Origin of the sequence: Exiguobacterium sp. s181 (assembly GCF_018617125.1) — a bacterium.
In the GTDB taxonomy this organism is placed as follows: domain Bacteria; phylum Bacillota; class Bacilli; order Exiguobacteriales; family Exiguobacteriaceae; genus Exiguobacterium; species Exiguobacterium profundum.
The window spans coordinates 299,030-323,281 of sequence record NZ_JACSJM010000002.1 but is presented as its reverse complement, the minus strand read 5'-3'; the positions used below and the strand labels follow the sequence as shown (position 1 = coordinate 323,281).

The 24,252-nt window shown below is 49.8% G+C and carries 18 protein-coding genes, 1 other RNA gene, 1 pseudogene and 1 other annotated feature; of the genes and pseudogenes, 4 read left to right on the top strand and 16 right to left on the bottom strand.

Going from position 1 to position 24,252, the window contains the following annotated elements:
- Window positions 1-2: 2 nt before the first annotated feature.
- The 3 genes from KNO70_RS07995 to KNO70_RS07985 form a co-directional block, all read right to left on the bottom strand.
- Window positions 3-770 (bottom strand): tRNA threonylcarbamoyladenosine dehydratase, encoded by a 768-nt coding sequence (locus KNO70_RS07995; RefSeq protein ID WP_214730874.1) that lies wholly within the window; start codon window positions 768-770, stop codon window positions 3-5.
- Between the two features lie 95 nt (window positions 771-865).
- A non-coding RNA gene (gene ssrS, locus KNO70_RS07990) (6S RNA) lies at window positions 866-1,052 on the bottom strand.
- 74 nt (window positions 1,053-1,126) lie between these two features.
- Window positions 1,127-2,341, bottom strand: a complete 1,215-nt coding sequence (locus KNO70_RS07985; protein WP_214757168.1) for a DASH family cryptochrome — start codon at window positions 2,339-2,341, stop codon at window positions 1,127-1,129.
- A gap of 342 nt (window positions 2,342-2,683) precedes the next feature.
- Here KNO70_RS07985 and KNO70_RS07980 point away from each other — a divergent pair, with 342 nt between their 5' ends.
- Window positions 2,684-3,331, top strand: a complete 648-nt coding sequence (locus KNO70_RS07980) for a YczE/YyaS/YitT family protein (RefSeq protein WP_214684601.1) — start codon at window positions 2,684-2,686, stop codon at window positions 3,329-3,331.
- A gap of 25 nt (window positions 3,332-3,356) precedes the next feature.
- Here KNO70_RS07980 and KNO70_RS07975 read toward each other — a convergent pair whose 3' ends face one another.
- Window positions 3,357-4,397 carry an alcohol dehydrogenase family protein gene (locus KNO70_RS07975; RefSeq protein ID WP_214757169.1) on the bottom strand — a complete coding sequence of 347 codons (1,041 nt, stop codon included), beginning with the start codon at window positions 4,395-4,397 and terminating at the stop codon, window positions 3,357-3,359.
- 101 nt (window positions 4,398-4,498) lie between these two features.
- Entirely contained in the window at window positions 4,499-6,211 is a 1,713-nt protein-coding gene (locus KNO70_RS07970; RefSeq protein WP_074037457.1) for an ABC transporter ATP-binding protein, read from the bottom strand.
- A gap of 119 nt (window positions 6,212-6,330) precedes the next feature.
- On the opposite strand from KNO70_RS07970, the gene KNO70_RS07965 reads away from it, so the two are divergent.
- Window positions 6,331-6,681: an iron-sulfur cluster biosynthesis family protein gene (locus KNO70_RS07965; RefSeq protein ID WP_078146579.1), complete on the top strand. Its 351-nt coding sequence runs from the start codon at window positions 6,331-6,333 to the stop codon at window positions 6,679-6,681.
- Window positions 6,654-6,875 (top strand): hypothetical protein, encoded by a 222-nt coding sequence (locus KNO70_RS07960; RefSeq protein ID WP_143404756.1) that lies wholly within the window; start codon window positions 6,654-6,656, stop codon window positions 6,873-6,875. Before KNO70_RS07965 ends, KNO70_RS07960 begins: the two co-directional genes overlap by 28 nt.
- A gap of 103 nt (window positions 6,876-6,978) precedes the next feature.
- On the opposite strand, the gene aspS is transcribed toward KNO70_RS07960, so the two are convergent.
- From aspS to secD, 7 genes and pseudogenes are all read right to left on the bottom strand, one after another.
- Window positions 6,979-8,751 (bottom strand): aspartate--tRNA ligase, encoded by a 1,773-nt coding sequence (aspS, locus tag KNO70_RS07955; RefSeq protein ID WP_214757170.1) that lies wholly within the window; start codon window positions 8,749-8,751, stop codon window positions 6,979-6,981.
- Entirely contained in the window at window positions 8,748-10,028 is a 1,281-nt protein-coding gene (gene hisS / locus KNO70_RS07950; RefSeq protein ID WP_251025588.1) for a histidine--tRNA ligase, read from the bottom strand. Before hisS ends, aspS begins: the two co-directional genes overlap by 4 nt.
- A 42-nt stretch (window positions 10,029-10,070) precedes the next feature.
- Window positions 10,071-10,305, bottom strand: a binding site (T-box leader).
- 38 nt (window positions 10,306-10,343) lie between these two features.
- Window positions 10,344-10,787: a D-aminoacyl-tRNA deacylase gene (gene dtd / locus KNO70_RS07945; protein WP_078146576.1), complete on the bottom strand. Its 444-nt coding sequence runs from the start codon at window positions 10,785-10,787 to the stop codon at window positions 10,344-10,346.
- Between the two features lie 16 nt (window positions 10,788-10,803).
- Window positions 10,804-12,993, bottom strand: coding sequence for a RelA/SpoT family protein (locus KNO70_RS07940; protein ID WP_078146575.1), 2,190 nt, complete (start codon window positions 12,991-12,993; stop codon window positions 10,804-10,806).
- A 188-nt stretch (window positions 12,994-13,181) separates the two neighbouring features.
- The gene (locus KNO70_RS07935) at window positions 13,182-13,700 is read right to left on the bottom strand and encodes an adenine phosphoribosyltransferase (protein ID WP_078146574.1); all 519 of its coding nucleotides are present in this window, start codon (window positions 13,698-13,700) and stop codon (window positions 13,182-13,184) included.
- Window position 13,701: 1 nt separating this feature from the next.
- On the bottom strand, window positions 13,702-15,996 hold the full coding sequence (recJ, locus tag KNO70_RS07930) for a single-stranded-DNA-specific exonuclease RecJ (protein ID WP_214812083.1): 2,295 nt from the start codon (window positions 15,994-15,996) through the stop codon (window positions 13,702-13,704).
- 99 nt (window positions 15,997-16,095) lie between these two features.
- A pseudogene (gene secD, locus KNO70_RS16120) lies at window positions 16,096-18,313 on the bottom strand (protein translocase subunit SecD).
- A 211-nt stretch (window positions 18,314-18,524) separates the two neighbouring features.
- Between secD and zupT the strand changes: the two are divergent.
- Entirely contained in the window at window positions 18,525-19,382 is an 858-nt protein-coding gene (gene zupT, locus KNO70_RS07915) for a zinc transporter ZupT (RefSeq protein ID WP_214757175.1), read from the top strand.
- Between the two features lie 35 nt (window positions 19,383-19,417).
- On the opposite strand, the gene KNO70_RS07910 is transcribed toward zupT, so the two are convergent.
- The 4 genes from KNO70_RS07910 to queA form a co-directional block, all read right to left on the bottom strand.
- Complete coding sequence (locus tag KNO70_RS07910) at window positions 19,418-21,190, bottom strand: methyl-accepting chemotaxis protein (protein WP_214812074.1); 1,773 nt, start codon at window positions 21,188-21,190, stop codon at window positions 19,418-19,420.
- Window positions 21,191-21,687: 497 nt separating this feature from the next.
- On the bottom strand, window positions 21,688-21,975 hold the full coding sequence (gene yajC / locus KNO70_RS07905) for a preprotein translocase subunit YajC (RefSeq protein WP_251030084.1): 288 nt from the start codon (window positions 21,973-21,975) through the stop codon (window positions 21,688-21,690).
- 75 nt (window positions 21,976-22,050) lie between these two features.
- Complete coding sequence (tgt, locus tag KNO70_RS07900; RefSeq protein ID WP_015881169.1) at window positions 22,051-23,196, bottom strand: tRNA guanosine(34) transglycosylase Tgt; 1,146 nt, start codon at window positions 23,194-23,196, stop codon at window positions 22,051-22,053.
- Window positions 23,193-24,251 carry a tRNA preQ1(34) S-adenosylmethionine ribosyltransferase-isomerase QueA gene (gene queA, locus KNO70_RS07895; RefSeq protein WP_371816098.1) on the bottom strand — a complete coding sequence of 353 codons (1,059 nt, stop codon included), beginning with the start codon at window positions 24,249-24,251 and terminating at the stop codon, window positions 23,193-23,195. Before queA ends, tgt begins: the two co-directional genes overlap by 4 nt.
- Window position 24,252 lies beyond the last annotated feature (1 nt).

Sequence of the window (24,252 nt, the reverse complement as noted above, 5' to 3'; positions counted from 1 at the left end):
TTTTATTTTTGGATGCGATTGATTTCGACGCCCGCTTTTTCAAGCAAGTCGTTAATGACATAGCCGGCAGCGACAAGCCCTGCGACCGATGGAACGAACGCGTTCGAGCTCGGTGGCATCTTCGCTTTGCGGATCGGCGCGTCTTTCTTCCCGACGACCTCGTTCACGTCTTCGCGTGTCACGATTGGAGATTCGTCCGAGAAGACGACGGGGACGCCTTTGTAGATTTTCTCTTTACGTAGACGAGTACGGACCATCTTCGCAATCGGGTCATATGACGTATCTTTAATGTCGACGACCTTGATGCGTGTCGGATCCATCTTATTCGCCATCCCCATGCTTGAGATGACCGGGATGCCGCGACGCTTACATTCTACGATTAAATGAATCTTATAGATGATCGTGTCTGACGCATCGATGACGTAGTCGATGTTTTGAGCGAAGAACTCTTCATATGTCTCTTCTGTATAGAACATCTTCAATTGGACGAGGTCTAAGTCCGGGTTGATGTCAAGGAGACGTTTCCCCATCACTTCGACTTTCGGTTGACCGACCGTCGACAATAGTGCGTGGATTTGTCGGTTGACGTTCGTGATGTCGATATCATCTTTATCGACGAGGACGATGCGTCCGACGCCACTGCGCGCAAGTGCCTCGGCCGCAAATGAGCCGACACCGCCGACGCCTAAAATCGCGACCGTTTTATTCTTTAAAGCATCAAGGCCTTCAGAGCCGATGGCCAATTCATTTCGTGAAAACTGGTGTAGCATATTTCTTCCTCCAACTAATTCTATTTTCTCATACTATTTTACTCGGAATTATAATCAAAAAAAAGACGTCTCGCGACGTATTTACAAAAAAATCGATGGGGCCCGGAGTGCCGTGACGATGCCTTGCTTTTGAACCTGCGTATGCAGGTGGGTGACCTAGCGTTTCCTTCACAAGTCCTCCTGCACGTGATGAGGCAGTTGATCTGGTTAGCAGTTCGGTCTCCCGTATTCAAAGTGTTGGCTCAAAATAACGAAGGCGGCTCTCGTACACCTCAGGTATCCCATCTGTTGATTTAACTATAGCGCTTCTGTAAAAAGAAGTCAATGAGAAACGCCGACTTCACGTGACAGTTTGGTCACAACCATTTGTTACGAAACGCACGGTCCGAGTCATATGTGAACTGTTGACGCTCGATGTTGAAACGGCGGTCGCGTGAGTCGTTCCCGACACCCGCCTGGTACGCCCAATTCCCCCAATTGCTCGCCACGTCGTAATCGATTAGTTTCGATTCAAAGTAGGAAGCCCCGTAACGCCAATCTTGTTTCAACTCCTTTGCGAAATAGTTGGCCACGATTTGTCGTCCCCGATTGGACATCCATCCCGTCGCATTCAGTTCGCGCATAAACGCATCTACGAAATCAACACCCGTCTCTCCCTTTCGCCATTTTTCAATGACATCCGCCTCGACTCGCCAGTCTTTCCGTTTCGACCGGATGCCTTGTGATCGAAATAACTTTTTCCCTTGCTCGAGTGCGACCCATTGAAAGAACTCACGCCATAATAGTTCAAAGTACAGCCAGTACGTTGATTCATTTACCCCATGCGTTCGTTCATGTGCCTCGAGTTCAAAGAATACCCGTCGTGGGGATAACGAGCCGTTCGCTAAATAAGAAGATAGCTTCGTCGAGTCATCGACACCAAAACCATTTCTCGTTTCTTTGTACGTTCGAATCGGCACGGACAAATAGTCATTCAATCGACGCTTCGCTGCCAATTCGCCACCTTTGAACGGAAACGCCGTCCTCGGGTCTTGCTTTACTTCTTGAATCGAAAATGGGAACGGCACCTCGCGTGTGGCAGCCGTCGCCTTACGGGAAATCAGTTCTCGGGGACGTACATCATATTCGACCGCTTTTCGAAACTCCGTGAAGAGAAACGGCATTTTCTCAAACGGGATATCTTCTTTTTCAAACAACGTAAATCCTTCGAACGTCTCGTACGTCCCTTTCCATTTTTTGATCACTTCATTTTCACGTCGGCGCTCATTGTACCCGATGGCCCGTTGAAACAAGAGACGGTCGGATGGATCGAGCATTTCGAGCGGATGACCGACGTGCACGTAAAATGGGATTCCAAGTGCATCGAGTGAGCCGGCCACATCCTCTAATGACTCCTTCAGAAAATGCAGTCGTTCGTTCCCGAGTGGAATGACGCCATAACGATTTTCAACAAACTGATTCGGACTGATGAAAAAATGACCTTCGATCGGATCGTCATGGCGAAGTGCTTCTTCGAGCGGCAAATGATCATCAACACGTAAATCGTTTTGGTACCAAATGATTGTTTTCATCGATAGACCTCCTCCACTCTATAGTATGATGGGTTATGATCTCCGTCATGAGGCTGGAATGTGCTTGAAATATGTTTTCAAAATCAAATTGTGTGGAATATATTCTTCTAGAAGAGAAAGGGGTGTAGCATAATGGCTAAGAAAGGCAAAATGGGAACATTGATTAAAATTGCGACGGCGGTCGCACCGTTCGTCTACGATTACTATAAAAAGAACAAAGCAAAAAAATCACCGAAGAAATAAAACTCACGTCTCAGCCAATAAGCTGAGACGTTTTTTTTATGTTTTTCAATCGCCTGTGCTAAGATAAATCAATCATTCTATTGAAACGAGGCGATGTTCATGCACGTCCGATCCATCCATCTTTTACGCATTCTCTTCAAATGGGGTCTTTTCATGACCGGGTTGTTCTTACTCGCACTCGGTTCATCCATCATGATCACGGCAAATCTCGGGGTTTCCACGTGGGACGTCCTTCATATCGGTATCGCTCACCATCTTCCGATTTCAATCGGGACAGTCATCTTATGCGTGGGACTTCTACTCGTCCTATTCAAATACATACTCGACCGAATCCGGCCTCAATTTGGCACGCTCGTCAACGCGGTCTTTGTCGGGGTATTTATGAACCTGATTTTGAACGAGCAATGGCTCCCGACATTCGATGGCTTATTTGTAAATGTCGTTTGGCTCACGTTCGGGATATTTGTCATGGGAATGGGAGCTGGTCTCTATGTCGCCGTCGGGTACGGTGCCGGTCCACGCGATGGATTGACGCTTGCCTTAGCAGACCGTTTCCAAACGTCCGTCCGTGCCATGAGGACTTGGATGGAACTGACCGCTTGTCTCATCGGTTGGGCACTCGGCGGGCCACTTTTCTTCGGGACCGTCTTATCGATTTTCCTCATCGGTCCATTCTTCCAGTTTTGGCTAGAACGGTTCCGCCTGTTCATCGCCTATGTCGATCGTCTCAAAGTAAAATTCGCATGAAAAAGAGAGGAGATCTCCTCTCTTTTTATGTGTTCGGAATGAGCACAATCTTTCCGAACTTACCCGATTGTTTAAAATACGCCTGTGCCTCACGTGCCTCTTCAAGCGGGAACGTCCGGTCAATGACCGGTTTTAGCTTCCCTTCGGCGATCGAGCGCAACATCTCCGCGAATTCATATCGTGTCCCGAGAACAGACCCGCACATCGCGATATGTTTCAAGTACAGCGTCCGGAAGTCGAGATGGGTCGTCTGTCCTCCCGCCGAACCAGAGATACAGAACTTCCCTCCCTTTTTCAAGATGTTTAGAGATACATCAAATAGCGCATCTCCCACGACATCAAGGACCGCGTCGACCGGGCCACCGTTCGCAGCGATGATATCATCGGCGAGCGTCTCAGAACGGTAGGAAAACACTTCGGTCGCCCCAAGCGCTTTTAACTCTTGCTCGTTTTTCAAATCACCGACGATAGCGAACACATTCGCCCCGAATACGTTCGCCGCAATTTGGATGTTGAGTGAGCCGACCCCGCCACTTGCCCCAGTGACGACAATCGTCTCACCGGAACGGATGTGTAACTGCTCGTTCATATGCCAAGCCGTGAGACCACTTACGGAAAAGACTGCACTCTCGACGAAATCATCAAGCGGCATGTCAAAACAAAGGTCAGCCGGCCATGATACATACTCCGCGTAGCCCCCGTCATACTCTGATCCAATAAAGGACATATCGTCCGACAAGTGTTCCTTCCGTTCAGGTCCGCTCGAGGTGAACGGGAATAAGACGACGTGTCGACCCATCATCCCTTGGTCGACCCCATATCCGAGCTCGACGACTTCACCAGTGATGTCTGAACCGGGAATGCGTGGGAACTGGACGCCTTCCGGGCGCCATCCTGACTTCTCCCGAGCTCCATAAGCCCCTTCTCGCATCCATATTTCCGTATTGTTAATCACGCAGGCGCGTACCTTGATCAGCACTTCTCCTGCTTTCGGAGACGGTTTCGGGATATCAACCACTTGGAGTTGGTCAACGTCCCCATATCCTACGACTTGTACAGCTTTCATGGTATTTTGCCTCCTCCGCTTTCATTCATCCATAAGTATTTACCCACGAAATGCTGTTATCACGCCAAAAAAGGGCCGCCCTTTATCAGGCAGCCCTCGATTTATAGTTGTTGACGTTGTAACAGGTTCGTGAAGACGCCACCTTTTTGACTGAGTTCTTCGTGCGTTCCATCTTCTACGATTCCTTCTGCCGTCACGACAAGAATCCGGTCGGCATTCCTTACAGTCGCTAAACGGTGCGCGATGATGAGCGTCGTTCGATTTGCTGCCAGTTCATTTAATGAATCCTGAATGATGGCCTCGGTCTCCGTATCGAGCGCCGAGGTCGCCTCATCGAGTATTAAAATCGGCGGATTTTTCAAAAACATACGCGCAATGGCGATGCGTTGTTTCTGACCTCCGGAGAGTTTTAGTCCACGCTCTCCGATTTGTGTATCAAGACCGTGCTCGAGCTCTTCGACGAGCGTGCCGAGATGTGCTTTTTCCACCGCATGCATGATCTCTGCATCGGTCGCATCCAGTTTCCCGTAAGCAATGTTCTCCCGTAGCGTACCCGCAAATAAGAAGACATCTTGTTGCACAATTCCGATTTGACGACGTAAACTCTCTTTCGTCATGTTCCGGATATCCATGCCGTCAATCGAGATGGCACCCTTTGTGACGTCATAAAAACGCGGAATGAGTGAACAGATGGTTGTCTTCCCTGCCCCGCTCGTCCCGACTAAGGCAACAGTCGTCCCTGCCTCGATCGACAAGTCAATATCTGTCAACACTTGGCGGTAGTCTGAATAGCCGAATGAGACGTCATCGAAGACGATATCGCCTGTCAACGTTTCGACCTCGGTCGCATCCGCTCGGTTCTCAATGTCCGGCTCTTCATCAAGCAACTGCGTGAATCGTTTGAACCCTGCCATCCCTTTCGGATACATTTCTAAAAGCGCCGTGATCTTTTCAATCGGCTTGATGAGTAAATTCATGTACAAGATAAATCCCACGAGTTGTCCGTACGATAGCTGACCCTCGTACGTTAAGTACGCCCCGTACACAAGGACGAGCAACGTCATAAGACGCGTCGTGATATAAATACCTGCGAGTGACGTACTCATGACGCGATACGCTTCAATCTTCGAGCCGCGATAGAAGTTGTTGTCTTTTTGGAAACGTCCGATTTCAAACGCCTCGTTCGTAAACGATTGGACGACGCGTGCCCCAGACACACTGTCCTCGACGCGTGCGTTCACTTCCCCGATATTCGTGTACATCTTTTGCCACGCCTTGTTCATGTTCTTATTCGCATACGTGATCATGATGATGAGGAACGGTACTGCGACAACGGTGACGAGTGCGAGTTCAGGGTCGATCGAGAACATGATCCCGAACGCACCGAGTAACGTCATGATGGCGATAAAGAAGTCTTCCGGCCCATGGTGCGCCACTTCCCCGATATCGAACAAGTCGTTCGTGACCCGGCTCATCAAATGGCCGGTCTTATGATTGTCAAAGAAGCGGAACGACTGTTTATGGATATGCGTGAACAACTCTTCTCGCATGTCCGTCTCGATGTTGATGCCGAGCTTATGTCCCCAGTAGTTGACGACGTACTGCATCATCATGGCCAATATGTATAGAATCAACAGGCCGATGCTGACGATGATAATCCAGTTCCATTCCCCACCCGGCAACAAGTCGTCGATGAACCATTGAACGGCAAGCGGAAATCCAAGTTCAAGCAGTCCGACGAGAATTGCGAATGAAAAATCGAGTAGGAATAACTTTTTATGTGGTCGATAATAACTAAAAAAACGTGAAATCATTCTCTCTTCCCCCTTCTCATCATTAAGTGTACGCTTTTTTCCGAAAGGTGGAAAACAGGATGCATCCCTTTTTCATTCTTTTTTCAAACGGCGTATAATAAAAGTAAGGAGTGATACACATGCATGTACACATTACAAATCGTGCCCTCGAACGAATCGAGTCATTGAAAGGCGAACGCGAAGGACAGATGCACCTCTTTTACGAGACAGAAGGTTGTGGCTGTGGGAACAGCGGAATCTTTGAGATTCGATACGTAACCGAGACGACTCCGGAAGACGTTGAAATCGAATCAAACATCGGACCGATCTTAATCAAAAACTGGACAAAAGTGTTTTTAGATGAACAGATGAAAATCGATTTCCTCGAAGACCGTCGTACGCTCGTCTTGAAGAGTGACGGCCAAGTGTTCAATTCGAATCTTCTTGTCACAGACGGCACAGGTTGTCAGTTGAACGTTCCGAGCCGATGAAACAGACGCTGAAACAACATCCGAGACTGCTCATTCTCTTCTTCTTGAGTTTCGGTCTTGGACTGTTCGGAATCTATCTGGCATTCATCGATTCGGTATACACGATGTCCGCCGTCATCGCTTCGCTGTTTGCGTTTGGTTTCGCGTTGCAACGAACAGCGAAATATATGCAGCGAGAAGAGGATAACCGTTAACAAGAGGAAGTGTCCCATTAAATTTCTACCATCGTGTTAAATCCAAAACCCGTTTCACCCATACAAAAACGAGGATTGCCATGGCAACCCTCGTTTTTTGTGCTTACTTCTTCTCTTTTACTGCCGTACGAATCGATAACTCTTCGAGTTGCGCGTCCGAGACCGGGCTCGGTGCTTGCGTGAGCAAGTCGCTTGCCGAAGCCGTTTTCGGGAAGGCGATTGTGTCACGAAGGTTCGAACGACCTGCAAGAATCATGACGAGACGGTCGAGACCGAGTGCGATTCCCGCGTGTGGTGGTGTACCGTATTCGAACGCTTCGAGTAAGAAGCCGAACTGTTCAATCGCTTCTTCTTGCGTAAAGCCGAGCAATTTAAACATACGTTCCTGGATGTCACGCTCGTAAATACGCTGTGAACCGCCACCGAGCTCGTAACCGTTCAAGACGAGGTCATAGGCGATGGCGCGTACGCTTGCCGGGTCTGTCTCAAGAAGGTGAAGGTCTTCACGGTTTGGCATCGTGAACGGATGGTGATTCGCATAGAAACGACCGTCTTCTTCTTCAAACGTCACGAGTGGGAAGTCTGTCACCCATAGGAAGTTGAATTTCGACTCGTCGATGAGACCGAGGTCGTGTCCGAGTTTGACGCGGAGTGCGCCAAGGCTGTCAGCGACGACAGTTGGTTTCGATGCGACGAAGAGGAGAAGGTCACCTGCTTCTGAATTCGTTGCCTCGATCAACTTCTGTGCGTACGTTTCGTCGAAGAACTTCGCGATCGGACCGTTCAAGCCTTCCGCTGTCACTTTGAGCCATGCGAGACCTTTCGCACCGTAGACCGCTGTGAACTCTTGAAGCTTGTCGATGTCTTTACGTGAGAAGTTGTCCGCCTCACCTTTGACATTGATTGCTTTGACTTGCCCGTTTGATTCGAGTGCGGCGTCGAACACTTTGAAGCCGGCACCTTTCACCGCGTCTGCCACATCGATGAGTTCAAGACCGAAACGCGTGTCCGGCTTATCTGAACCGAAACGGCGCATCGCTTCCGCGTATGTCATACGCTCGAACTTAGCCGGTGTATCTGTGCGACCGAGTGATGACTCCATGACTTCACCCATCATTGATTCCATCATCGCCATCAAGTCTTCGATATCCATGAAGCTCGTCTCGATGTCGACTTGCGTGAACTCAGGTTGACGGTCTGCACGAAGGTCTTCGTCACGGAAGCAGCGTGCGATTTGGAAGTAACGGTCAAATCCTGCGACCATGAGCAACTGTTTGAATAGCTGTGGTGATTGCGGGAGCGCGTAGAACTCACCACCGTGGACACGGCTCGGTACGAGATAGTCACGTGCGCCTTCTGGTGTCGACTTCGTCAAAATTGGTGTTTCGACTTCAAGGAACTCTTGCTCTGTCAAGAAGTTACGGATCGTGTTCGACGTCTTGGAGCGGAGACGGAACGTCTCTTGAAGCGCTGGACGACGAAGGTCGAGGTAACGGTATTTGAGGCGAAGGTCTTCTGAGACGTTTTCTGCCTCGTCACCGATTGGGATTGGTGTCATCTTCGCCGCGTTCAAGATGTTGATCTCAGACGCGATGACTTCGATGTTTCCTGTCGGCATGTTCGGGTTCTTGTTCTCACGCTCGAGAACCGTTCCTTTTACGTCGAGGACATACTCACTACGGATTGTTTCCGCGAGTTGGTGGACTGCTTCGTTTTCCGGGCGTACGACGACTTGGACGATTCCTGTGCGGTCACGAAGGTCGATGAAGATGAGGCCCCCGAGGTCACGACGTTTTTGTACCCATCCTTTTAATTGTACTTCTTGGCCGATGAGTGACTCTGTCACGCGGCCGTTCATATGTGTGCGTCCGATCATTGTTCTGCTCCTTCCGATAGTTCACGAATTTTGTCTGCGACGGCCGAGAGTGGCACGTCGACTTGTTCACCAGTCGTCATATCTTTCAAGGCGGCTGCCCCGCGCTCGACTTCATCATCCCCTAAGATGACTGTGAACTTGGCTTTCAGGCGGTCCGCCTGTTTGAATTGTCCTTTGAACTTGCGCCCTTGGTAATCACGGTCTGCCTTGAATCCTTCCATGCGGAGGAGTTGTAGGAGACGTGTCGCCGTCAATTCGACTTCTTTTTCACCTTGCGCGACGATGAAGACATCAAGTCCTGTCTCGAGTTTAGGTAAGACTCCTTCATTCTCCAATGCAAGGATGAGGCGCTCCAATCCGATTCCAAAACCGACTCCCGGCATATCCGGTCCACCGATATCTTGTACGAGACCGTTGTAACGTCCGCCGCCACAAAGTGTCGTGATGGCTCCGAACCCTTCTGCCTCGGACATGATTTCAAACGCCGTGTGCGTATAGTAATCGAGTCCACGAACGAGTGTCGGGTCGACTTCGTAGGCGACACCGAGTGCATCGAGTTGTGCGAGCACTTGATCGAAGTAGGCTTTCGACTCTTCGTTCAAATATTCAAGGATTGACGGTGCCGTCTTCATCGACGGATGATCACGGTCGACCTTGCAATCCAAGATGCGAAGCGGGTTCTTGTAAAGACGTGACTGGCAGTCTTGGCAAAGTTCGCCTGCCACCGGCTCGAAGTGACGGATGAGCGCATCGCGGTGGGCGTTGCGGCTTTCCGCGTCCCCAAGCGAGTTGACGACGACTTTGATTTTCTGAAGTCCAAACGACTTGTAGATTGAGTAGGCGAGGCTGATGACCTCAGCGTCAACGGCCGGGTCACTACTACCGATTGCTTCGACACCGTATTGGTGAAGCTGACGGAAGCGGCCTTTTTGTGGGCGCTCGTAGCGGAACATCGGTCCCATGTAGTAGAGCTTCGTCGGTTGGTCCGGATTTCCGAATAGTTTGTTCGTCACGAACGCACGAATGACTGATGCCGTCCCTTCTGGGCGAAGCGTGTACTCGTCTTTCCCTTTCTTCACGAGCGTGAACATCTCTTTTTGGACGATGTCCGTCGTTTCCCCGACACTGCGTGTGAACAGGTTCGTCGTTTCAAAGATTGGTGTGCGGATTTCTTTATAGTTATAACGGGCGCTCATGTCGCGAAGTTTTTCCTCGACATATTGCCACGTCTCGACCGTGCCCGGAAGCAGGTCTTGTGTACCGCGTGGTGCTTTCATCATCACAATTCCCTCCTTAAAATACAAAAAGGCCCTCGTCCGCAAAGGGACGAGAGCCTGTGTCAGTTTCCCGTGGTACCACCCTCGTTGCAGAGCCATCACTTGAAACTCTGCCACTCGAAATCGGTTAACGCCCGATGAAACGGCTCCCCCTACTCGCTTTCAAGGGAGCACCTCCAAAGTGTCGTTCGGGTCATCATCCAGTCGATGCTTTCAGCCAAGGCATCGCTCTCTTTACTGGTGGGTTGACCGTACTCTTCTTTATCGTAGGTGTTTGACTATATGCTTCATGATGCCGAATCAAGCCGGCATCTGTCAAGCGTTTTTTTCGAGCATGAGTGTGACCGGTCCGTCATTGACAAGTGCGACGTCCATCATCGCCCCGAAGCGTCCCGTCTCGACGATGAGCCCGTTCGACCGGAGTCGCTCATTGAATTTTTCATAGAGCGTTTCAGCGATATCCGGTTTGGCGGCCTTTGTGAAAGCAGGTCGCCGTCCTTTCATCGTATCTCCATATAATGTGAATTGCGAGACCGACAAAATTTGACCGGCCACATCTTGAATCGATAAGTTCATCTTTTCTTGATCGTCCTCGAAGACGCGAAGCCCGGTCACCTTGTCGGCGAGCCAGTTCACTTCCTCTTCTGTATCTTCATGTGTCACACCGACGAGAAGCAAGTATCCGGCGTTGATTGCCCCGACGACTTCTTCCTCCACTGTGACCGATGCTTCTTTCACTCGTTGCAATAATACACGCACGTTCCTCTTCCTTTCGTCACGTCATCATGACTCGGCTGACCGAATACACGTCTGAGATTTGTTTAATGCGCTCGACAACTTTCTGCAAGTGATTCACGTTCGGAATCGAGATCGTCATCGAGATGCGAGCTTGTTTATTTTGGTCGCCCCGACCACTGACGGCCACGATATTCGTATTCGTCGCCGATACCGCCTGAAGGACATCGTTCAAGAGACCTGAACGATCATATCCCGTGATCTCAATATCGACGTTATAGTTCTTCTCTTTCGCCTGTCCGACTTCCCATTCGACGTCAAGGAGACGCTCCGGATGTTGTTCGTTGACGATGTTCAAGCAGTCTTTCCGGTGAATCGAGACGCCGCGTCCACGGGTGATGTATCCGACGATTTCATCTCCCGGTACCGGGTTACAGCAACGGCTCATGCGCACGAGCATGTTGTCGATTCCTTTGACCGTCACGCCCGCCTCTGCCGTTTTCTTCTTCGGCGCCTGACTGACTTTCAATTCGCTGATGGCTTCAGAGAGCTCGAGTTTCGGCTCTTTGCGCTGCTTCTCCGTCAACTTATGCGCAACTTGAGCGGCAGTGATGCCTTGATAACCGACTGCGGCATACATCTCTTCCTCGTTTCCGAAGTTGAACTTCTCGACGACGATACTGAGTGCCGGCTCATCGATCACTTCTTTCGGTTCAAAACCGAGTTTCTTGATTTCTGCCTCGACGAGATCTTTCCCTTTCTCGACGTTTTCTTCACGCTGTTGACGTTTGAACCATTGACGAATCTTGTTCTTCGCCTGGCTCGAAACAGCGAGCTTCAACCAATCCTTACTCGGTCCGTAACTATGCTTCGACGTGATGATTTCGATGATGTCACCCGTCTCGAGTTTGTAGTCGAGCGGTACCATCCGGCCGTTCACTTTCGCACCCGTCATCCGGTGCCCGATCTCCGTATGAATCCGGTACGCATAGTCAATCGGGACTGAGCCCTTCGGCAACTCGAATACGTCTCCTTTTGGTGTGAAGACGTACAGCATGTCGCTAAAGAAATCAACTTTGAGGGACTCCATGAATTCCTCGGCATCCGTCGTATCCTTTTGCAGCTCGAGGATTTCACGAAGGTGGGCGATCTTCTCGTCGAATCCGTTCGTCGAGACGTTTTTCCCTTCTTTATACGCCCAGTGTGCCGCAATCCCGAACTCAGCGATGAAATGCATGTCTTTCGTCCGAATTTGGACTTCGAGCGGCTCACCTTTCGGACCGATCACGGTCGTATGGAGCGACTGATACATGTTCGGCTTCGGCATGGCGATATAATCTTTGAAACGTCCCGGCATCGGCTTGTATTGCGTATGGATGATTCCGAGCACGGCATAACAATCACGAATCGAATCGACGATAATGCGGACCGCCATCAAATCGTAAATTTCATTGAACTCTTTTTTATGCTTCACCATCTTGTTATAGATAGAATAGATGTGCTTCGGTCGACCGTTCACGTCGGCATCGATATGCACTTCCTCAAGAACCCTGTTCACTTCCGTGATGACAGAGGTGACGAGTGCTTCCCGTTCCGTCCGTTTCTGTTTCATCATCGAGACGATCTTATAGTATTGCTGCGGGTTGATATAACGTAACGAAATATCTTCGAGCTCCCACTTGATTGTCGAGATCCCCATCCGGTGCGCGAGCGGAGCAAAGATTTCGAGCGTCTCTTCCGCTTTTTGAACTTGCTTTTCTTTCGGCATATGCTGAAGCGTCCGCATATTGTGGAGCCGGTCCGCAAGTTTGATCAGGATCACGCGCACGTCTTCTGCCATGGCGATAATCATCTTCCGGTGGTTTTCAGCAAGTTCTTCTTTTTTCGATTTATATTTAATCTTACCAAGTTTCGTGACGCCATCGACGAGCATGGCCACGTCTGGACCAAAATCGTCCGTCAATTGCTGTAACGAAATATCCGTATCTTCAACAACATCATGCAAGAGCGCTCCAACAATCGTTGTGGCGTCTAAGCCGATATCAACGAGAATGCCGGCCACTTGGACCGGATGGAGGATATAGGGCTCGCCCGAACGTCGGAACTGACCGGTATGATGAAGTTTTGCGTATTCGTAAGCGCGTTTCACTTCGGCTATATCGTCGTCACCCATATACTCCCCGAGCGCGTCGAGAAGATCCTCAATACTTACGATTTGTTTTTTGGTCATAACATTCGACACCCTTTTTCTAACCGCTCCAATCGCCTCGGATTCGTCGCAGCATGGTAGTAGTTTGTATTCAAGATTCTATGATTTTTATAACCATTATCGAAAAAATCTGACGACCTGTCAAAGGTTGTAGGTTATTTTCCTTAAAAACTATTCAAAAACGGGAAGCATGTCGCTTCCCGTTCAAATTAGTCTTCGTAGCGGATGAGTGAGAACACGTCGTATCCTTCGAGACGCTCACGTCCACCAAGTCCATCGAGTTCAATCAAGAACCCGATTCCCGCAACAACTCCACCGAGTTGTTCAATCATTTTAATCGTCGCTTCAATCGTACCACCTGTTGCGAGCAAGTCATCCAAGATGACGACTTGTTGTCCAGGTTGGATTGAATCTTTGTGCATTGTCAAAATGTCCGTCCCATACTCAAGACCGTATGAAACTCGTACTGTCTCACGTGGTAACTTTCCTTCTTTACGTACTGGTACGAACCCGAGTTCGAGCGCATACGCTGCCGGGCAACCGACGACGAATCCGCGTGCTTCCGGACCAGCGATCAACTCCGCTCCACGTTCACGTGCATAAACGACGAGCTCATCTACTGCTTTCTTGTAGACTTCGCCATCTTGCATGAGTGACGTGATATCTTTGAAGCTGATTCCTTCCTTCGGATAATCTGCTACTTCTTTAATATGCTGTTTGAAATCCATTTTATGTGTATGCCTCCTGCATCTTGTTCGATCGCAACGATTGTAACCGCTCTTTGAGCTCCGCCAATGACGCGTATACGAAACGCTCTTCGAGTTGTTGGCGCCCAATCCGGCGTTGATAGCACGGCGCCTCGGTCAAATCGCGTTTCGGTGCTTCTGGATTGACTCCAGGCAGTCCGTCTTCCATTGTAACAAGAAATTCGAGTTCAGAGAATACTTGATGCATAAATTGAATCGTATTTTTTGACCATTTTCGCTCTTTTGACAGACGAATCAGGTTTTCACGTAGATTTTTCCGTTCGCACGTTGCCATATGGACATAATACGTTCGGAAATCCTCACGGGACGGAAGACGTTCAAAGAACGAGTCTCCTTGACCGAAGGCACAATAAATACGTTCGATCCCCTCATGAAGTTTTTCTGCGAGCACCTCTTCATCGTCCGGAAGATCGAGCAGAACGACGAAACGGTTGAGCGGTTCATCTCCTTCATGGAGTGGAAAATCTTCGTTCGTCCCTCGGAAAGATAAAAATGACGTCTGGTCTTTCGGCAAATCTTTCAAATCTTGCATTGATTTTTTCTTCCCACGATAGTCAAACACTTGGAAGTCATCGACCCGTAAATCTTGAATCATGAGCTGGGGCTTACGCATTCCGTTCCATTCGTTGACTTGAAGACTTCCCATCACCGAGATATGAGCCATCTTTGAAATCTCTGAAACGACGTGCCCGAATCCAAATCCGATGCCATCGAGCTCACGCTTGTCTCCGGCGAGCTGTACTTTCAAATGCGTGGCATCCCGTCCGATTTGGCGAATATCTCGCAGTTTCGCATCTGCGACGACGACACGAGGGGATGGATTCCCCATACCAAACGGCGCGAGCTTTCCGATTTCTGAGATCAAGTCGAGCGAGACGTCGTTGACGGAGAGTTTCAAGTCGACGTTCACCCGTGGCACAAACACGTCATCAGGGATAGAATCCGCTTGACGGTTCAGCCGCTCTCGTAGTTCGGCGACATGTTCCGACTGAAGGGTCATCCCGGCGGCAGCTGGATGTCCACCAAAGTGTGGCAAAATATCTTCATTCTTCGAAAGTTCCTTGAAGAGGTCAAATCCATCGATGGAGCGCCCCGATCCTTTCGCCTTACCCGTCTCAGGGTCGTGGCAAAGGAGGATGACTGGACGATAGTACGCCTCGACGAGACGAGATGCGACAATCCCGACAACGCCAGGATTCCACTTCTCACTCGCCACGACGAGTACACGGTCCTCGGTCATCGATGCTTCAACGAGTTCTTTCGCTTCAGCAGCGATTGTCTTGACGATGTCTTGACGTTCTTTGTTTTGCTTATCGAGCTGTTTTGCGAGCTCGAGCGCTTCCTCGACATGTTCAGCCAGGAGCATTTGTAATGCCGGCATCGCTGAATCGAGTCGACCCGCTGCATTGATGCGTGGACCGAACGCGAAACCGACCGACTCTTCGTTCAATACGCTGTCACCGAGACCACATACTTCACGTAATGCTAGAATACCTGGACGTTTTGAAGCCTCGAGCGCGGCAATCCCCTTCTTCGCAAGCAACCGGTTTTCACCGTCTAACGGGACGAGGTCGGCAATCGTTCCGAGGACGGCCAAATCAAGGAGTTCTTCCGGCATTCTTCCTAAAACGGCGTGTGCCACTTTGAGGGCGACTCCCGCTCCGGCGAGTTTGTCGTATGGATACCCCGGGTCGATATGCGGATGAATGATCGCATAGGCGTCCGGCAATGTCTCTTTCGGCTCGTGGTGGTCCGTGATGATCAAATCGACGCCAAGGTCTTTTAAGAGTGTCGCTTCTTCAATCCCTGAAATTCCGCAATCCACCGTGATGACCAAGGTGAATCCCTCGTTCGCCGCCCATTGGAACGCTTCTTTGTTCGGTCCATATCCTTCCGTGAAACGGTTCGGGATATAACACTCGGCCATGACACCGATTTCGGTCAACGCGTGCCACATGACGGATGAGGCACTGACCCCGTCGACATCGTAGTCACCATAGATGAGCACCATCTCCCCATCGTCTGCCGCCTGTTTAATGCGGGTGACGACTTTCTCCATCTGTTCAAACAAGTACGGGTCATGAAAGACGAGTTCTTCCTCGGCATACAAGAATGCCTTGGCCGCTTCTACGTCTTGATGACCACGCTGAACGAGCAACGTCGCCAGTTGTGTTGATATATTTAATTCGTTTTGTAAACGCGTGACGTCGTCCGGATTTGTTTCCGGATAGAGCCACTGTTTTTTCGAATGGTACATGTCCTTCACTCCAATCAATTGTAGATTATAGCAGACCGCGTGAAAGATGTGCCGTCTTGACATTTGAAAAGGTCTCCCGATTGAAGGGAGACCCACTTGTTACGCCTCTGTGACCGGCGTATCTTTTTTCTTGTTGATTGTCGTGCGTTTGATGAGGAGCCATAAATACGATGCAATGAAGATCGAAGAATACATCCCCATGAAAAGTCCGACGATGAGCGCGAGCGAGAAGCTGCGAATCGACTCGGCACCGAACACGTACAAGGCAATCGCTGTAACGAGTACCGTGATGACCGTATTCACGGACCGTACGATTGTCTCTTGAATCGACTTGTTGATGATCGACTCATAGACGTCCATCGACTTGATTTTTCGTTCCTTTTCATACGACGTGATGTTCTCGCGGACCCGGTCGAACGTTACGATTGTATCGTTGACCGAGTAACCGATGATGGTCAAGATCGCGGCGATAAAGTACAAGTTGACCTCGATCCCAAAGAGCGAGAACGCGACAATCATGAAGAAGGCATCGTGTAACATCGCGATAACAGTTGCAAGTGCATATGAGAATTGGAAACGCACCGTGATGTAGAGAATAATCCCGATTGATGCGACGGCTACCGCATACAAAGCATTTTTCGCCAAGTCACGACCGACTTGAGCCGAGACGGTGCTGATGTTCGGGTCGTTCCCGAATTGTTCAGTGAACGCCGTCTTGACGTTCGCGACTTCCTCTTGCCCTAATTGACCGACGAACGTCACGTATGCCAAGCGACCTTCATTTGCATATTGGACGCTTGAAATCTCTTGGTCAACTCCGGCATCGTTAAACGCTTTCGTGAATTCTTCTTGCGATACACGTTCTTCCGTTAGTACTTCGACCCGCGTCCCTGAAGCAAAATCGATTCCGAGGTTCAACCCACGGAAGAACAAGAGACCGATTCCGAGAACGACGACTGCCGTCGAAATCAAGAACATCGTGCGCATATGTTTCACGTAATTCCATTCAGTAAGCTTAAAGTTCACGGATTTCACTCTCCTTCACACCAAACCATCCTTTGCGTTTGTCGAACAGACGACTTGAGACAAGGAGGTGCATCAAATAACGTGAGATGAATACGTTCGAGATAAACGTCATCCCGATTGAGATCATGAGCATGACGGCAAATCCTTTGACCGAGCTTTGTCCGAAATAGAACAAGACCGCAGCCGAGATGAGCGTCGTCAAGTTAGCATCGATGATCGTACTGAGGGAACGACGGTTACCTGCACGGAATGCCGATAAGACCGATTTTCCAGAGCGGAGTTCGTCTTTGATTCGTTCCGCGGTAATAATGTTCGCATCGACTGCCATACCGACCCCGAGGACGAGTGCCGCAATCCCTGGGAGCGTCAAGACCGCATTGATTCCGTTGAAGAACAACATGATCAAGTTGATGTACAGAACAAGCGTGATGATCGACACGAGTCCTGGGAGACGATAGAAGAACAACATGAAGAGGAATACAGCGATGATTCCGATTGTTGCGGCAAATACCGTTTCTTCTAAAGCATCTTGACCGAACTGGGCCGATACGGATGTCGAGTAAATCTCATCTAATTTGACCGGGAGCGCCCCTGCGTTCAAGATGTCCGCAAGGCGTTGACCGCTTTCCGCGTCAATTCCACCACCTGAGATGATGGCTTTATCCGATAGGATCGGGCTCGTTACCGAAGCATCTGACACAATCTTCGAGTTCTCTTTTTGAACTTCTTCCTCATATGTGTCGCCCTCTTCATAGTCGAGCCAAATGACCAGACGGTTCTCAGGAGCTGGGCGTTGTGCAATCTCGGATGTCACTTCACCAAACTTTTCAGCCGATTGAAGCGTCAACTCAACGACCGGTTGTCCTTGTTGGTTGTAGCTGAGCGCTGCCCCACGCGGCGCCAAGTCTTTCCCATCGAGCAAGACGTTGTCGTTCACGTCACGGAATGTCAATTGTGCCGTAGACGAGAGAACCTCGCGCGCTTCGTTTTGGTTCGATACGCCCGCGAGCTGGACGCGGATGCGATTGTTTTCTTCGATTCGAACGTCCGGTTCAGAAACTCCGAGGACGTTGATTCGGTTATTGATGGCGCGAACGGTTGCATTCATCGCTGATTTGTCGATGACGTCGCCGTCTTCGAGCGGTTGTACTTCATACAAAACTTCGAATCCACCTTTTAAGTCGAGTCCGAGGTTCGTGTTCTTAACGACCCATGGTGTCGTGAACACTGCGAGCAGGATTGTCGCAATCATGATGATCGCAAAAATCGCAATGTTGCCTTTTTTGTACATACGACTATTTCCTTTCCAAACCACTGTTCTTGATAAAAACTTCTCTCGTTAACATTACAAATTTTCTAAACATTTATCAATCATTTTCCTAAAATTGTAACGCCCTTCACAGATTGTTCGACTGAGTTTGCGTATAAGACTAAATGTTGCGCACGGGCAAAACTTCATGTATGATGTAGCTACCATCAAAATATCAAAGGAGTCTTTCCATATGGACAGCACAGTTATTTATGCCTTTCTCCTTACTCTATTCGCCGGTCTAGCTACCGGAATCGGGAGTATGATCGCATTCTTTGCGAAACGGACGAACACGGCATTCCTCTCCATCTCGCTTGGATTTTCCGGAGGCGTCATGATTTACGTGTCGTTCATCGAGATTTTCCCGAAAGCGCTCGAGGAACTCGTCGGCGCACACGGAGAATATACGGGTACAATCTACACCGTCCTCGCATTCTTCGGTGGGATGTTCTTGATTGGCATGATCGATAAGTTCATTCCGAAAATGGAGAATCCACACGAAGTCAAGTTCGTCGAGTCGATGCAGAATGACCCGACAACACATGAACTCGCAACGACGACAAATGAAGCGGCTCCAATCAATCATCCGGAGGTACAAAATCGACTTAAAAAAATGGGGATTTTCATGGCACTCGCCATCGGGATTCACAACTTCCCAGAAGGACTTGCGACGTTCGTCTCGGCACTAGATGATCCGACCGTCGGCTTAGCTATCGCCATCGCCATCGCCCTACACAACATTCCGGAAGGGATTGCCGTCTCCGTCCCAATTTATTATGCGACGGGCTCACGGAAGAAGGCGTTCAAGCTTTCAATGTTGTCAGGGCTTGCCGAGCCAGCTGGAGCGGCCATCGGATTCTTGTTACTCATGCCGTTCTTGAGCGACACCGTCTTCGGACTCTTGTTCGCGGCGGTCGGTGGCATCATGGTCTTCATCTCGCTTGACGAATTGCTCCCTGCCGCCCGTGAATACGGACACGCCCATCATTCCATGTATGGAATGGTTGCTGGTATGATCGTCATGGCGACAAGTCTAATCCTATTAATGTAACGAACAATGCCCTGACACGCGCGTCAGGGCATTTGTTATGTCGTTTTAAACAGATGGACGACATCTTTTAATTCAGACGACATGTGACTCATCGTTTCAGCGATGCCGTTGATTTCTTGAATGGCGGCAAGCTGTTCTTCGACGTTCGCACCGGCTTCTTCGACGCTTCGCTGTGTCGAGACGGCGTTTGTCGACATATCTTCAACAGAGACGGCAACTTCAGTCGTATTGGCGCTCACTTCTTCTGTTGCTGCCGCAATCTCACTCATTTGACGGGACGTCTCTTCGATGACCGATACGATCTCACGGAACACCTCGGCCACTTCTCCCATTTGCGATACCCCATTCTCCACATGTACGCTCGATTCTTCGAACGCCGATTCGACTTGCTCCGTGTCACGTTGAATGTCGCGGACGACGGTCTGGATTTGAATGGCGGATTGTTTCGATTCCTCGGCGAGTTTCCGGACTTCAGCCGCGACGACGGCAAACCCTTTTCCGTGCTCACCCGCACGTGCTGCTTCAATCGCCGCGTTTAAGGCAAGTAAGTTCGTCTGTTCCGTGATCGCCGTGATCGAACGGGTGATTTTCTCGATTTCAAGCGATTGGTTCGATAGACGGTTCACCATCTGTTGAGTGAGCTCGTTGGCACGGCGAATTTCTTGCATCCGTTTCTCTGCCAATTGAACGGTCTCAAGTCCACCGTTCGCCGCCTCAAGTGTATGTATCGTCTGCTCATTCACACCTTGTGAGGCCGCAGCGATTTGATTCAATCCATCCACCGCTTGATTGACGCCAATCGTCCCTTCTTCTGCTCGCTTCGAGGATCCTTGCGCAGCCACGTTCATTTCTTCGAACAACCGGGACACGCCTTGGGTCGTTGTCGCGACATGGTCTGTGCTTGCGTAAAGTTCTTCAGAATATGCAGTCACTTTGTCCGACGCTTCACCAACCCGACGAATCAAGCCGACCAGATTATGCTTCATTTCATTGAACGCCGTAACCAGGTCTCCTAGTTCATCGTTTGAGGCGACTTCGATATCTTCTCCAGTCAAATCCCCTTCTGCCATGATGCGTGCTTGACGACCGAGTCGATTGATCGGTTTTAGGAAAAGCCGTTGTAGCGCAAGTAAGGAAAGAATCCCGATCACGACACCACCAACACTGATGAGGAGCATCCAAAGGATTGAACTTTCTGCATCTGCTTGTACCGCTTTCGTCTCAGACTCGAGGAGCTCCCCTTTGTATTCGACAAGGTCGGTCACGGTCATGCGTACCCGATCCGTCGTCGGTGTCACACTCGTGTTGAGAACGGTTTTGAAGCCGATTTCGTCTTGTTGTTGACGAAGTTCGACGGCACGATTCATCTCACGGTCTAATAGCTCGTTAAATTTCTCCAAATCTCCCAACCAAGACAAGATCTTCTCATCTGAAGAAGATGCCTTGAGTGAAGCCATCAATTCGTCTCGTTGTTCTTGAACTCCCTGGAGACTGATGAGCGTCTTCGGATTGGCTACAAGCATATAGTAGTTCAAGTAGCGTTCAGCATCCGTCACCGCTAATGATAGATTCTCTGCAAGCAGCATCTCCTGCGTGCCTTCACTGAGGACCCGGTCATAGGCGGCAGTCGATTGTCTCAATTGATAAGATCCGAGCGCGCCGACAATGACGAGCGCAATGATCGTCGGAATGAGCGCGATGGACATCCGTCGTCTCAGCGACGAGCGTCCTTTCTGTTTCGTACCATTTCGTTTTATGCTCCATCCTTTCCACTTCTTCATCTGTTTAATCAATCGTTTCACGTCCATGTCATTCGTTCTCCTTCATCTCGGATTTCTTCTCAACTTGAGATTAGTGCAAACGTTTTCATTAATCAAATCGATTTTTCGAAATGAGGTGGATAAATTTTGAATCGGATTCGTTTTGACAAAAAGAAGTCATCTTTGTATACTTTAAATCGTAATAATTACGTTTTTAAAGGATTCTCTATGATTGTGGAAAATACGAAGTTATTAATCATTGGTGCTGGTGTACACGGAATGACCCTCGCCATCTCATATATGGAACAAGGCGGGTGCTTGGAGGATTTGATTATTGTCGACCGTCTCACTTACCCGTTATCGAACTGGAAACAACAAACTTCATCCATCTCTATGTCGCACCTACGTTCGACCCGAGTGCATCACGATTCTTGGTCCGTTCGCAAGAGCCGTCTATGGCGGACAAGAAGCCGCTCGAAGAATCCTCCCCCAATTTCTAGCCACACAAAAAAGCGTCTGACCATGATGGTCAGACGCTTACTTGCTTATTCCTCAAATGAGGCATTCGCTTTTTTCACGACTTCCGCAATTGCGCTTCGGTTGAAGCGGAGAAGCGATTGATCGCATTTCAAAACGACATGTGTGTCTTCGATTTGATGAACGACGCCGTGTAAACCACCGATTGTGACAACGCTGTCGCCACGCTTGAGGGCGTTTTGCATCGCTTGTACTTCTTTTTGGCGTTTCGTCTGTGGACGAATCAAAAGGAAGTAAAATACGACGAAAATCAAGATCATTGGTAATAACGCAACGAGTGTTTCCATGAGTAACATTCACCCTTTCCTTCAATATCAGGTTCATTATACCGTGAAACTGAAACATTGTCACACAATGTCCGACATGATTGCTTAGAAATTCTTCGCGTTCGGCTTGTTGTAGCCGTATTCTTCGAAGAACTCTTCTTTGAAATCGAGCAAGCGGTCTTCACGAATCGCTTGACGAACCTGCTCCATCAACTTCACGAGGAAGTGAAGATTGTGTGTCGTACACAAGTGAAGACCAAACATCTCATCCGCACGAATCAAGTGGTGAACGTACGCACGCGAGTAGTTCTTACACGTATTACAGTCACACTTCTCATCAATTGGACCGAAGTCCGTCTTGTACTTCGCTTGTTTGATCGTGACGCGACCTTTCGACGTCATGAGCGTTCCGTTTCGTGCAATACGTGTCGGAAGGACACAGTCGAACATGTCGATTCCGCGAATCGATCCTTCAATTAACGCATCCGGTGAGCCGACGCCCATCAAATAACGCGGTTTGTTCTCTGGCATGAGCGGCGTCGTGAATTCGAGGGCACGATACATGACGTCTTTCGGTTCACCGACCGAGAGACCACCGACCGCATATCCTGGGAAATCAAGTGAGACGAGGTCTTGGGCGCTTTGACGACGAAGGTCCTCATATTCTCCACCTTGGATGATGCCGAAGAGCGCCTGGTCTTCTGGACGTTCGTGTGCCTCGAGGCAACGTTCCGCCCAACGGCTCGTCCGCTCGACCGATTTTTTCATATATTCATGTGTCGCCGGATAAGGCGGGCACTCGTCAAATGCCATCATGATGTCAGAGCCGAGGGCATTTTGAATCTCCATCGCTTTTTCTGGTGACAAGAACAACTTGTCTCCGTTCAAATGGTTACGGAAATGTACGCCTTCCTCTTGGATGTTTCGGAGGTCGGCCAGTGAGAACACTTGGAATCCACCCGAGTCCGTGAGGATTGCCCCGTCCCAGTTCATGAACTTATGAAGTCCACCGGCTTGTTTGATGACCTCATGTCCTGGACGAACCCAAAGGTGATACGTGTTCGACAAGATGATGTTCGCACCCATCGCCTTGACCTGTTCAGGTGCCATCGTTTTGACGCTCGCTTGCGTCCCGACCGGCATGAAGACCGGTGTCTCGAACGACCCGTGCGGCGTATGGACGATTCCGTGCCGCGCTCCGGTCTGTTTGCATGTGTGGATGTGTTCGTATGTGACTGCATGTTTTGTCATTTTGATACTTCCTTCCTCGTGATGAGCATCGCGTCTCCAAAGCTGAAGAAGCGGTATCGTTCTGCGACCGCAGTCCGATAAGCGTGTAAGATGATGTCGCGCGTCGCGAACGCCGAGACGAGCATGACGAGCGTTGATTTAGGGAGATGGAAGTTCGTGATCAATCCATCGATTGCCTTTAACTCAACACCAGGGTAAATAAAGATATCCGTCCAGCCCGATGACTCGACGAAGTCCCCGTGATCTCGCATGATCGTCTCAAGCGTGCGCGTCGATGTCGTCCCGACCGCAAAGATGCGACCGCCATTCGCTCGAATCTCTCGAAGCGCAGCTGCCGATTCAGCCGACAACTCGAAATATTCACTATGCATCGTATGTTCCTCGATCGAATCAGCCGTCACCGGACGGAACGTCCCGAGACCGACGTGAAGGGTGAGCGGGATCAACCGAACCCCTTTCGCTTTCGCTGCTTCGAGCAGTTCCTCGGTGAAATGAAGACCGGCTGTCGGAGCGGCCGCACTGCCTCGTTCACGGGCATAGACCGTTTGATAACGGTCTTGGTCATCGAGTTGTTCGCGAATGTACGGTGGGAGCGGCATCGTTCCAAGCTCGTCTAAAATCTCATAGAAGATGCCGTCGTAGTCAAACTTGAAACGACGTCCGCCTTCTGGGAGCTCCTCGACGCATTCCGCTTGGAGAAGACCGTCCCCGAACTCAACGATGGAGCCAACACGAACTTTTTTCGCTGGTTTGACGAGTGCTTCCCATACATCATCTTCCGTCTGCTTCAACAAGAGCAGTTCGACTTTCCCGCCTGTTTCTTGCTTCGCCCCAAAGAGACGTGCCGGTAAGACGCGCGAATCGTTGACGACAAGCGCATCCCCTTCGTTCAAGTAATCGAGCACGTCACGGAAATGACGATGCTCGATGTCCCCTGTCTCGCGGTCTAATACGAGCAAGCGTGAGCTCGTCCGATCGAGCAATGGGACTTGCGCGATCAACTCTTCTGGCAATTCAAAATCATAATCGTTTACGTTCAATTGAATGTCTTGCATA